This is a genomic window from Amycolatopsis lexingtonensis, assembly GCF_014873755.1.
GTDB lineage: Bacteria > Actinomycetota > Actinomycetes > Mycobacteriales > Pseudonocardiaceae > Amycolatopsis > Amycolatopsis lexingtonensis.
Genome location: NZ_JADBEG010000001.1, coordinates 10,100,536 through 10,113,614, shown reverse-complemented (window position 1 = coordinate 10,113,614; position 13,079 = coordinate 10,100,536). Strand labels below are relative to the sequence as shown.

Below are 13,079 nucleotides of genomic sequence, written 5' to 3'. Positions count from 1 at the left end.
CGTCGGTGCGTGGCGTCCATTCAGGACAGCCCGAGCTCGTTGTCGATCAGGTCGAAGATTTCGTCGTCGGTGGCGGCGTCGAGCCCGTCGCCGGACTCTTCGTCCGCCTGCGTGGCACGCCGCCGGGCCAGCAGCGTCTCCAGGCGCGCGGTGATCCGCCTGCTGTCGCCGGCGCCTTCGAGCACGCGCTCGAGCCGGTCCAGCTCGGCCAGGACCGCCGCGTCCGCGTCCGCTTCTTCGGGCGCGAGCCCGGCCAGCAGGTGCGCCGCCAGGTCGGCGGGCGACGGGTGGTCGAAGATCAGCGTGGCCGGGAGCCGCAGCCTGGTCTCGGCGGTGAGCCGGTTGCGCAGTTCCACCGCGGTCAGCGAGTCGAAGCCGAGGTCGAGGAAGCCGCGGCCGCCCTCGATTTCGGCCGTGGAACCGTGGCCCAGCACGGTGGCGACGTGCCCGCGCACGACGTCGAGCAGGAACTCGCCGCGCTCGGCCGCGGGCACCGCCCCGAGCCGCTGGGCGAACGGCGGGCCGGAGGGCTCCTCCGACGCCGCTTCGGCGGTCCGGCGGGCCGGGGCCCGTACCAGCGAAGCGAACAGCGGCGGCAAGCCGGCCTGCGCGCCCAGCGCGGCCGGGTCGAGCTGCAGCGGCAGCAGCACCGGTTCCGGCCGCGCGGCGGCGACGTCGAACAGGTCGAGCCCGCTTTCGGCGGTGAAGGGGACGAACGCGGACCGCTCCAGCTTCGCCCGTCCGGCGTCGCCGAGCATGCCGTCGGTGGCCCACGGACCCCACGCCAGCGAACCGGCGGGCAGGCCGCGGGCCGAGCGGTACTGCGCGAGCGCGTCGAGGAACGCGTTGGCCGCGGCGTAGTTGCCCTGGCCCGGGCTGCCCAGCGTGGCCGCCGCCGACGAGAACAGCACGAACGCCGACAGCCCGAGGTCCCGGGTCAGCTCGTGCAGGTTCAGCGCGGCGTCGACCTTGGGCCGCAGCACCGCGTTGAGCCGCTCGGGCGTCAGCGACGCGACGACGCCGTCGTCGAGCACGCCGGCCGCGTGCACCACCCCGGTGAGCGGCCGCTCCGCCGGGATCGCGGCGAGCACCGAGGCCAGTTCCCGCCGATCGGCCGCGTCACCTGCGACGATCCGGACGTTCGCGCCCAGTTCCCGCAGGTCGGCGGCGAGTTCGGCGGCGCCCGGCGCGTCGGGACCGCGCCGGCTCAGCAGGACGAGGTCGCGAACGCCGTGCCCGGTGACCAGCCGCCGCGCGAGCAGGCCACCCAGCGCGCCGGTACCGCCGGTGATCAGCACCGTGCCGGGGCCGAAGCACGACGGCATGGTGAGCACGACCTTGCCGACGTGCTTGGCCTGGCTGACGAACCGGAACGCCTCGGGCGCGCGCCGCACGTCCCAGGTCCGCACCGGCAGCGGCGTCAGCGCTCCGGCTTCGAACAGCGCGATGACCTCGGTGAACAGCTCCCGGATCCGGTCCGGCCCGGCTTCGACGAGGTCGAACGCCTGGTAGGCCACGCCCGGGTGGGCGGCGGCGACTTCGCCCGCGTCGCGGACGTCCGCCTTGCCCATCTCCAGGAACCGCCCGCCGCGCGGCATCAGCGCGAAGGAGGCGTCGATGAACTCCTGCGTCAGCGCGTTGAGCACGACGTCGACGCCGCGGCCGCCGCTGGCCTCGCGGAACAGCTCCGCGAACCCGGTGGTGCGCGAGGACGCCAGGTGCGCGTCGTCGAGCCCGGACGCGCGCAGGACGTCCCACTTGCCCGGGCTCGCGGTGGCGTAGACCTCGGCGCCGAGGTGGCGGGCCAGTTGGATGGCGGCCATGCCGACGCCGCCGGCGCCCGCGTGGATCAGCACGGACTCCCCGGCCCGCAGCCCGGCCAGGTCGACCAGGCCGTAGTAGGCAGTGAGGAACACGATGGGCACCGAAGCCGCTTCGCTGAACGACCAGCCTTCGGGCATCTTCGCCAGCATCCGCTGGTCCGCGACCGAGCGCGGGCCGAACGAGCCGGGGAAGAAGCCCATCACCTTGTCGCCCGGTTCGAGACCGGTGACGCCTTCGCCGCATTCCAGCACGACGCCGGCGCCTTCGATGCCCATGATCGGCTCGCCCGGGTACATGCCGAGGCCGATCAGGACGTCGCGGAAGTTCATCCCGGCGGCGCGGATGGCCACCCGGACGTGGCCCGGTTCGAGCGTCTCGGGCAGCGGATTCGGGATCAGCGCTAGGTTTTCCAGCGTGCCCGGGCCGGTGGTGTCGAGCCGCCAGTTGCCCTCGGCGGGCACGCGCAGCAGGTCACCGGAGCCGGCGCGCACCAGTCGCGCGGCCAGTGCCCGGCCGTCCCGCAGCGCGAGCTGCGGCTCGCCCGAGGCCACCGCGCCCAGCAAGGCCGCCGAGCGCGGGTCTTCGTCGTCGAGGTCGACCAGCACGAGCCGGCCGGGGTTTTCGAACTGCGCCGACCGCAGCAGGCCCCACACGGGCGCTGCGGTGAGGTCCGGCACGCGGTCGCCGTCGACCGCGCCGACCGCGCCGCGGGTGACCAGCACGAGCCGCGCGGTGCTGAACCGCTCGTCGGCCAGCCAGGCGCGGACCAGGTCCAGCGCGAAGCCAGCGCGGTCCTTTGGCTGCGGCGAGTGCCGGATCGCCGAGAACACGAACTGCGGCTCTTCCCCGGTCTCTTCCGTGCTGCGGCCGAGATCCGCGAGATCCACATAGGACTCGACGCTGCCCGCCGAGCCGAGCCCGGCGACCAGGCCGAGCGGGTCCGGGCCGATGACGGCGTACCGGCCACCCGGCGTTTCGGCCACCGGGACCGGCGTCCACTCGACGTGGAACAGCGAGTCGCCGCCGTCCGGCCCGCGCAGCTGCTCGGCCGAAACCGGGCGCAGCACCAGTCCGGCCACCGACGCGACCGGTGCCCCGGTTGCATCGGCGACGTCGACGGCGACCGCGTCCCCGGTGCCGGGCCGCAGCCGGACCCGCAGCGCGGCGGCCCCGGCGGCGTGCAGGGTGACGCCGGTCCAGGCGAAGGGCAACCGTGGTCCCGGCTCGCCGTCCCGCAGGCCGAGCGCGTGCAGGGCGGCGTCGAGCAGCGCCGGGTGGAGGCCGAACGCGCCGGCCTGCTGCTGCTCCGGCAGGGCGACCTCGGCGTAGATCTCCTCGCCGGCGCGCCAGGCCGCGCGCAGGCCGCGGAACGCCGGGCCGTAGCCGAAGCCGGACGCCGCGAGGGTGTCGTAGAAGCCTGTCACGTCAACGGGTTCCGCGCCGGTGGGCGGCCATTCCTTGAGGGCGGCGGGTTCCGCCGCGGCGGAAGGGGCGAGCACCCCGGCCGCGTGCGCGGTCCACTCGTCCCGGCCTTCCGGTCGCGAGTGGACGGTCAGTTCGCGACGACCTTCGTCGTCCGGGCCGCCCACGGCGACCTGGATCGCGACGGCGTCCTGCTCGCGCAGCACGAGCGGAGCGGAAAGGGTCAGCTCTTCGAGCGCCGGGCAGCCCGCCTGGTCGCCCGCTCGCACCGCCAGCTCGACGAACGCCGTACCGGGCACCAGGACCGTGCCGAGCACGGCGTGGTCGGCGAGCCACGGCTGGGTGGCGAGCGACAGCCGTCCGGTGAGGACGATGCCGTCGCCGCCGGCCAGCGGCAGGGTCGCGGCCAGCAGCGGGTGGCCCGCGTCGGTGAGCCCGGCCGCGCCGACGTCGCCGGCCACCGCCGAGACCTCGGGCCAGAAGCGCCGGTGCTGGAAGGCGTACGTCGGCAGCGGGACGCGGCGGCCACCGGGGACCGCGGCCGACAGGTCGGCCGGGACCCCGCGGACCCACAGTCCGGCGAGCGCGGTGGCGAACGTGCGCTCCTCCGGCCGGTCGCGGCGCAGCAGCGGCACGGCCACGACGTCCTCGCCGAGGCAGTCCGCGGCCATCGCGCTGAGCACGGCGTCCGGGCCCGCTTCGAGGAACGTCCGGACGCCTTGGCCGGCCAGGGTGGCGACGGCGTCGGCGAACCGCACCGACGCCCGCACCTGGTGCACCCAGTAGTCCGGAGTGGACAGTTCGGGACCGGCGAGCCGCCCGGTCACCGTGGACACGACGGTCCGCTCGGCCGGGTGGTAGGTCAGCCGGTTCGCGACCGCGGCGAAGTCGTCGAGCATCGCGTCCATCCGCGGGGAGTGGAACGCGTGGCTCACCTTGAGCCGCTTGGTCCGCACGCCCGCCGCCGCGAACCCGGCGGCCAGGTCCAGCACGACGTCTTCGTCGCCGGAGACGACGACCGACCCCGGCCCGTTGACGGCCGCGATGCCTGCCCGGCCGCCGGTCTTGGCCACCTCGGCGGCCACGGCTTCTTCGCCGGCCCGCAGGGAAACCATCGCGCCGCCGTCCGGCAGCGCGTCCATCAGGCGACCGCGAGCGGCGACCAGCTCGGCGGCGTCGGCCAGCGACAGGACCCCGGCGACGTGCGCGGCAACCAGCTCGCCGATCGAGTGGCCGGCGAGGTAGTCCGCGTGCACACCCCAGCTTTCGGCCAGCCGGTGCAGCGCCAGCTCGACGGCGAACAGCGCGGTCTGGGTGTAGGCGGTCCGGTCCAGCAACGCGGCTTTCTCGGTGCCTGGCTCGGCGAAGACGAGGTCCCGGATCGAGTGCTCCAGGTGCGGGTCGAGGTGCGCGCAGGCCTCGTCGAACGCGTCGGCGTAGCCGCTGAAGCGGGCGTACAGCTCCCGGCCCATCCCGGCGCGCTGCGCGCCTTGGCCGGTGAACAGGACTGCGAGGGGTCCGGTGGCCGCCTCCCCCGAGATCACCTCGGGCGCGGGCGTGCCCTCGGCGAGCGCGGCGAGTCCCGCCCGGAAGTCCGCGGCCGTGGTGCCGAGCACGACGGCCCGGTGGTCCAGCGCGGCACGGCCGGTCGCCAGGGTGAACCCGATGTCGGCGGGTGTTCCGTCCACTTCGGACAGCCGTGCGGCTTGGGCGCGCAGTGCGGCCACCGACCGGCCGGACACCGGCCACGGCACGAGCCCGAAGCGCCCCAATGTGGCGTTGGGTGCATCCAGTGCACCCAATGTGGCGTTCGGTGCGTCTGACGCACCGAACGCCACATTGGGGCGCTCGGGGGCCTGCTCGATGATGGTGTGCGCGTTGGTCCCGGAGATGCCGAACGACGAGACCCCGGCCCGGCGCGGCCGGTCGGCGGGCCACTCGCGGGCTTCGGTGAGCAGCTCGACCGCACCCGCCGTCCAGTCCACATGGGACGAAGGCGCGTCGACGTGCAACGACTTCGGGAGCACGCCGTGGCGCATCGCCATGACGACCTTGATCACCCCGGCGGCCCCGGCGGCGGCCTGCGTGTGGCCGATGTTGGACTTGATCGAGCCGAGCCACAGCGGCGTTTCCCGGTCCTGGCCGTAGGTCGCGAGGACCGCCTGCGCCTCGATCGGGTCGCCGAGCGTCGTGCCGGTGCCGTGCGCCTCGACGACGTCCACATCGGACGGCGTCAGGCCTGCGTTCGCCAGCGCCGCGCGGATCACGCGTTGCTGCGACGGGCCGTTCGGCGCGGTCAGGCCGTTCGAAGCGCCGTCGGAGTTGACCGCCGAGCCCCGGACGAGCGCGAGGACTTCGTGGCCGTTGCGGCGGGCGTCGGAAAGCCGTTCCAGCAGCAGCAATCCCGCGCCTTCGGCCCAGCCGGTGCCGTCGGCGGCCTCGGCGAACGGCTTGCACCGGCCGTCCGGGGCCAGCCCGCGCTGCCGGCTGAACTCGACGAACGCGCCCGGTGTCGACATGACCGTGACACCGCCGGCCACGGCCATCGTGGACTCGCCTTGGCGCAGCGACTGGCAGGCCAGGTGCAGTGCGACCAGCGACGACGAACACGCGGTGTCGACCGCGACCGACGGCCCTTCCAGGCCGAAGGTGTAGGAGACGCGCCCGGCGATGACGCTCGTGGTGTTCCCGGTCAGCAGGTGGCCTTCGACGCCGGACGCCGAGCCGAGCATGGTGACGTAGTCCTGGCCGTTGGTGCCGGCGAACACGCCGGTTTTGCTGCCCCGCAGTGAATGCGGGTCGATGCCCGCCCGCTCGAACAGTTCCCACGCCGTTTCGAGCAGCAGCCGCTGCTGCGGGTCCATGGCGAGCGCCTCGCGCGGTGAGATCCCGAAGAACGCGGCGTCGAACTGTCCGACACCCTCGAGGAAGCCGCCGTCGCGGGCGTAGCTGCGCCCGCTCTTGCCCGGGTCCGGGTCGTAGAGCGCGCCGAGGTCCCAGCCGCGGTCGTCCGGGAAGCCGGAAATGCCGTCGCCGCCCTCGCCGACCAGCCGCCAGAGGTCTTCGGGCGAGCGGACGCCACCCGGGTAGCGGCAGCTCATCGCGACGATCGCGATCGGGTCGTCGGCGACCTCGGCCACGGCCGCGGGCGAGCCCGGTTCCGCCGCGTCGGCGCCGAAGATCTCATCGAGCAGGCGGTCGGTCAGGTCGGCCGGGGTCGGGTGGTCGAACACCAGCGTCGAAGGCAGGGCGAGACCGGTGTCCGCGGCCAGGCCGTTGCGCAGCTCGACCGCGGTGAGCGAGTCGAAGCCCAGGTCCTTGAAGGGCCGGACCGGCTCGATCGCCTCGGCACCGTCGTGCCCGAGGACCGCCGCGGCGCGGGCACGCACGACGTCGAGGAGCACGCGACGCCGTTCGGGCGCGGGCAGCCCGGCCAGCCGGGTGGCCAGCTCGGCCGTACCGCGGGCCGCGGTTTCGCCTTCGGTCACGGCGAATTCGGGCAGCTCGGCCATCAGCGGCCGCGCCCGGGCGGCCGCGTACGACGGCGCGAAGCGGGCCCAGTCGACGTCGGCGACGACGACGGTGGTCTCGTTCAGTTCGACGGCCTGCAGGAGCGCGCGCAGGCCCAGGTCCGGGTCCAGCGGGAGGAGCCCGCGACGGCGGAGCAGCTCGTCGCCCTCCTCGGACGCGCCCATGCCCGCACCCGCCCACGGGCCCCAGGCGATCGACGTCGCGGCGAGCCCCGCGGCGCGGCGGCGTTCGGCGAGAGCGTCGAGGTGCGCGTTGGCGGCCGCGTAGGCACCCTGGTGGCCACTGCCCCAGACGCCGGCGATGGACGAGAACAGCACGAACGCGTCGAGGTCGGCACCGAGCAGTTCGTCGAGGTGGACGGCGCCGTCCACCTTCGCGCTGACAACCTCGGCGAAGTCCTCAATGGACGATTCGGTGATCGGCGTGAACCGGCCGTGGCCCGCGGCGTGGAAGACCGCGGTCACCGACCGTCCTTCCAGGACCCCCGCCAGCGCGGCGCGGTCGGCGACGTCGCAGGCGACGATCTCGGCTTCCGCACCGAGGCCGCGCAGCTGCGTCGCGAGTTCTTGCGCGCCGGGGGCGTCCGGTCCGCGGCGGCTGAGCAGGAGGAGGTGCCGGGCGCCGTCCGCGGCGAGCTTGCGGGCGAGGGCGCTGCCCAGCGCCCCGGTGCCCCCGGTGATCAGGACGGTGCCGCGTGGGGTCCAGCCACCGGGCTCGGCGCCGGCCGGGGCGCGAACGAGCCGTGGCACGAACGCGCCGGACGCCCGGAGCGCCACTTGGTCCTCGCCGGTACCCGCGGCGAGAAGACCCGCGAGCCGGGCGTGGCCGCGGTCGTCGAGGGTGGCCGGGAGGTCCAGGAGGCCGATGTCGCGGCCGGTGAGTTCGAGCGCGGCGACCCGGCCGAGACCCCAGACCTGCGCCAGCGCGGGGTCGGGTGCGGCGTCGGAACGCGCGGTGCGCACGGCTTCGGTGGTGACGCACCAGAGCGGGCCGGGCAGGTCGGCTTGGAGCACGGCGAGTGCTTCGCCGAGGTTCGCCGGGAAGGCGAGGGCTCCGGCGATGTCTTCGACCTCGTGCAGTCGTTCGACGGGCACGGTGACGACGTCCGCGCCGTGCTCGGCCAGGCTTTCGGCGATCCCGGCGTGCTCGGTGCCGATGATCAGCCAGGTGCCGGAAAGCCGTTCGGCGGTGACGGTGTGCGGGCGCCAGGTGACGCGGTAGCGCCACGATTCGAGGGTGCTCGCCTCGCGGTGGCGGGTGCGCCAGGCCTGGAGGGCGGGCTGGATGGCGTCGGCGAGGTCTTCGTCGACGGCGAGGTCGCGGGCCAGGTCCCCGTTTTCGACGACGGCCCAGAACTCGGCGTCGGCGTCGGTGGCGGCCGGTGGGCGTGCGGGTTCGAGCCAGTAGCGCTGGTGCTCGAAGGGGTACGTCGGCAGCGCGACGGCCCGGCCCGCGGAGCCGGCGTAGAGGCTCTCCCAGTCCAGGTCGACGCCGTTGACGTGCAGCCGGGCCAGCGCGGTGAACAGGGTTCGTTCCTCGTCGCGGTCCCGCCGGAGCGCGGGGATCGCGGTGCCGGGGACCATCCCGCTGAGCACGCCGTCGGGCCCCAGCTCCAGGAACACCCCCACACCGGCGGCTTCCAACGTCGAGATGCCGTCGGCGAACCGGACCGCTTCCCGCACGTGCCAGACCCAGTAGTCCGCGGTGAACGACTCGGCGAGAGCACCGCTCACATTCGAGATCACCGGTATCGTCGCGGGGCGGTGCTCCAGGGACTCGGCGACCGCGCGGAACTCGTCCAGCATCGGGTCCATCAACGGCGAATGGAAGGCGTGGCTCACCGTCAGGCGCTTGGTCTTGGGGAACTGCGCTGCGATCTCGAGGACCGCATTCTCGTCGCCGGATATGACGACTGACTCGGGGCCGTTGACCGCGGCGATGGAGACGCCCTCGGTGAGGGTGATGGCTGACTCCGGAGCGGCGATCGAGACCATCGCGCCGCCGGGCGGGAGAGCCTGCATGAGGGAGGCGCGGGCCGAGACTAGGCGGCAGGCGTCTTCCAGGGACAGGACACCGGCTACGTGGGCGGCCGAGATCTCGCCGATCGAGTGTCCGGCCACGAAGTCCGGGCGGATGCCGAAGGACTCGACCAGGCGGAACAGCGCCACCTCGATCGCGAAGAGGGCGGGCTGGGTGAACTCGGTCCGGTCCAGGCGCTCGGCGTCGTCGAAGGCTTCGCGCACTTCGGGGGCGAAGTGGGCGAGGACAGCGTCGAACGCTTCGGCGTAGACGGGGAAGCGGGCGTAGAGACCGCGGCCCATCCCGACCCGCTGCGCGCCCTGACCGGTGAACAGGACCGCCAGCAGGGCGTCCCGGTCGGCCGTGCCGGTGACCACGGCGGCGTCGGTACCACCGTCCGCGAGGACGCCGAGCGCGCGGTCGATGTCCTCGCCGGACGCGACGAGCACCGCGCGGTGGTCGTGCGTGGCGCGGGTGAAAGCCAGGGAGTACGCGAGGTCCTGCGGTGCCAGTTCCGTGCCGCGGAGGCGGGCGGCCTGGGTCCGCAGCGCCGTCGCGCTCCGGGCCGAGAGCGGCACGAGCGGCGGCGTCGCGTCCGGACCGGCGGGCGGGAGCACCACGGCGTCGGCCTGTTCCAGGACCACGTGCGCGTTGGTCCCGCTCACCCCGAACGCCGAGACCGCGGCCCGGCGCGGACCCTCGGAAGCCCATTCGCGCTGCTCGGTGAGCAGCTCGACCGACCCGGCCGTCCAGTCCACCTGGGACGACGGCGTGTCGACGTGCAGGGTCCGGGGCAGGACGCCGTGCCGCATCGCGAGGACCATCTTGATCACGCCCGCCACGCCGGACGCCGACTGGGTGTGGCCGATGTTCGACTTCAGCGACCCCAGCCACAGTGGACGGTCCCGGTCACGGCCGTACGTCGCCAGCAGGGCCTGCGCTTCGATCGGGTCGCCGAGTCGGGTGCCCGTGCCGTGCGCTTCCACCGCGTCGACGTCCGAAGTGGACAGACCGGCGTTGGCCAGCGCAGCTCGGATCACCCGCTGCTGCGAAGGACCGTTCGGGGCGCTCAAGCCATTCGAGGCACCGTCCTGGTTGACGGCCGAACCGCGCACCACGGCGAGGACCGGGTGGCCGTTGCGCCGGGCGTCCGACAGGCGCTCCAGCAGGATCAGGCCGACGCCTTCGCCCCAGCCGGTGCCGTCGGCCGCGTCCGCGAAGGACTTGCAGCGGCCGTCCTCGGCGAGCCCGCGCTGACGGCTGAACTCGACGAACGCCGCCGGGTGCGCCATCACCGTGACCCCGCCGGCCAGCGCCATCGAGCACTCGCCCTGCCGCAGCGCCTGGCACGCCAGGTGCAAGGCCACCAGCGACGACGAGCACGCCGTGTCGACGGTGACCGCCGGGCCCTCCAGGCCGAACGTGTAGGACAGCCGGCCGGACACGACCGCCGGGGCGCTGCCGGTCAGCAGGTAGCCCTCGGAGCCGCCGGACTCATCGCGCGCGCCGACGCCGTAGCCGGACGAGGTCGCGCCGACGAACACGCCGGTTCCGCTGCCGCGCAACGAATCCGGGTCGATGCCCGCCCGCTCGAACACCTCCCACGACGTCTCGAGCAGGACGCGCTGCTGCGGATCCATGGCGAGGGCCTCGCGCGGCGAGATGCCGAAGAAGCCGGCGTCGAACGCCGCCGCCGTGGTCATGAACCCGCCCTCGCGGGTGTAGCTGGTGCCGAGCTTCGCCGGGTCCGGGTCGTACAGCGCGGCCAGATCCCAGCCGCGGTCGGCCGGGAACGGGCCGACACCGTCCGCGCCCTCGGCGATCAGGCGCCACAGGTCTTCGGGCGACTGGACGTCCCCCGGGTAGCGGCACCCCATGGCCACGATCGCGATCGGCTCGTCGGACGCGGCGGCCGTGGCCGGGCCCGCGGTGGCGGTCTCGGTCCCGGACACCTCGCCGAGGAGGTGCTCGGCCAGCGCGCGCGGGTGGGGGTGGTCGAAAACGACGGTGGCCGGGAGCCGGACACCGGTCACCGCCGTCAGCCGGTTGCGGAGTTCGACCGCCGTCAAGGAGTCGAAGCCCAACTCGCGGAAAGCGCGGTCGGCGGCGACGGCGGCGCCCGAGTCGTGCCCGAGCACGGCGGCGGCCTGCGCCCGCACGAGCTCGAGGACGTGGTGCGCGGCTTCGCGCGGGCCGAGCCCCCGCACCGCCTCGGCGAGCCCGCTGCCGACCTCGGTGACGACCTCCTCGGCGGCGAGGTGCTCGCGGACCTCCGGGAGGTCTTCGATGAGCGGGCGGCGGCGGGCGGCGGTGAACCCGTCGGCGAACCGCGGCCAGTCCATGTCGGCGACGGCGACGAACGTGTCGTCGGCGTCGAGCGCGTACTGGAGCGCGGCGATCGCCAGTTTCGGGTTCATCTCCCGCAAACCGCGTCGGCGCAGGTGTTCCTTCGCCTCGGCGCTGCCCGCCATGCCGTCGCCGGCCCAGGAACCCCAGGCCACGGAGGTGGCGGTCCGCCCGGCCGCGCGGCGACGGGCGGCGAGCGCGTCGAGGTGGGCGTTCGCGGCGGCGTAGGCGCCCTGGCCCGCGCTCCCCCAGACGCCGGCGTTGGAGGAGAAGAGGACGAACGCGTCGACGTCGTCGCCGAGGAGTTCGTCCAGGTGATCGGCGCCGGCAGCCTTGGCTGCGAGCACTTCGGCGAAGTCCTCGACACTGGTGTCGGCGACGGTGCCCGCCTGCGGCAGACCCGCGGTGTGCACGACGGCGCGCACCTCGAGCCCGTCGACCAGGGCGGCCACGGCGTCGCGGTCGGCGAGGTCGCAGGCGGCGAAGGTGACTTCGGCGCGGAGAGCGGTCAGCTCCGCTTCGAGCGCGGCGGCCCCGGGCGCGTCCGCGCCGCGGCGGCTGACCAGCACCAGGTGGTCCGCGCCGGCGCCGGCCAGCCAGCGGGCGACGTGCCCGCCCAGCGCGCCGGTCCCGCCGGTGACGAGCACGGTTCCTTCGGGCCGCCACTTCCGGGCCGGTTCGCCACCGGGGGCGTGCGCGAGCCGGCGCGCGAAGACGCCGGAAGCCCGCACGGCTACCTGGTCTTCGTGCTCGAGCCCGGCGAGGACGGCGGTCAGCCGCCGGGCGGCCCGGCGGTCAAGGGTGGTGGGCAGGTCGATGAGGCCGCCCCAGCGTTCGGGGTGTTCGAGGCCGATGACGCGGCCCAGCGCCCAGATCTGGGCGGGATCCGCGGCGGGGGCGTCGTCGCCGGGCAGCGCCGCGACGGCGTCGCGCGTCAGCAGCCAGAGCGGGGCGGTGCTCCCGGCGAGGGCTTGCGCGAGGAGGAGGGTGCTGGGGGCGTCCGGGAGGAGGGACACGACGCCCGCGAGGTCGGCGAGATCGCCGACCGACTCGACCACCTCCGGCTCGGCACCGGCGGCCGCGAGGGCGTTCGTCACCTCGGCGGTGTCCGTGCCGGGCGGGGCGACCACGAGCCAGCGGCCGGACAGCGTCGCGGCTTCCGGCTCTCCCAACGGCTTCCACTCGACGCGGTAGCGCCAGGAATCCACTGTGGACTTCTCCTGCCGCAACCGTCGCCACCGGGCGAGGGCGGGCAGCAGCTCGGCGAACGACGTCTCGGAGCCGACGCCGATCAGGTCGGCCAGCGCCCCGAGGTCTTCCCCCTCCACGGCCGTCCAGAACCGGGCGTCCGCGGGATCCCCGGCGACGGGCTTGACCGGGGCGTCGAGCCAGTACCGCTTGCGCTGGAACGCATACGTCGGCAGGTCCACGATCCGGGCACCGGGAAACGCGGGGGTCCAGTCGACGGCGACCCCGTTGACGTGCGCTTCGGCCAGCGAGGTGTGGAAACGGGTGAGCCCGCCCTCGTCCCGCCGCAGCGAGCCCAGCGCGAGGACGTCGTCCCCGATCGCCATGGTCAGCACCGGGTGCGGCGACGCCTCGATGAACGTCCCGAAACCCTCGCTCTTCAGCCGCTCGACGGCGGAGTCCAGCCGCACCGCGCTGCGCAGGTTCGTGTACCAGTACTCGGCGTCGACCGTTTCGTTCCACTCGCCGGTCACCGTCGAGATGAAGGCGATCTCGGGCCGCTGCGGGGTGATCGGGGCCAGGACTTCGAGGAGTTCATCGCGCAACTGCTCGACCTGCGCCGAGTGCGACGCGTAGTCCACCGGGACTCGCTTGGCCCGAAGCCCGTCGGCCTCACAGGACGCGATCAGCTCGTCGAGAGCTTCCAGCGCACCGGAGACCACCACCGCGGCCGGGCCGTTCACCGCCGC

At 74.4% G+C, this 13,079-nt stretch carries 1 protein-coding gene (running past one end of the window); it reads right to left on the bottom strand.

Going from position 1 to position 13,079, the window contains the following annotated elements; translation table 11 throughout:
* Positions 1-20 precede the first annotated feature (20 nt).
* Positions 21-13,079, bottom strand: partial view of a type I polyketide synthase gene (locus H4696_RS50550; protein WP_225956005.1) — the 3' portion only. 2,100 nt of this gene lie beyond the right edge of the window; only the last 13,059 of its 15,159 coding nucleotides appear in the window; its start codon lies off the right edge, out of view — the gene reads right to left on this strand; the stop codon is at positions 21-23.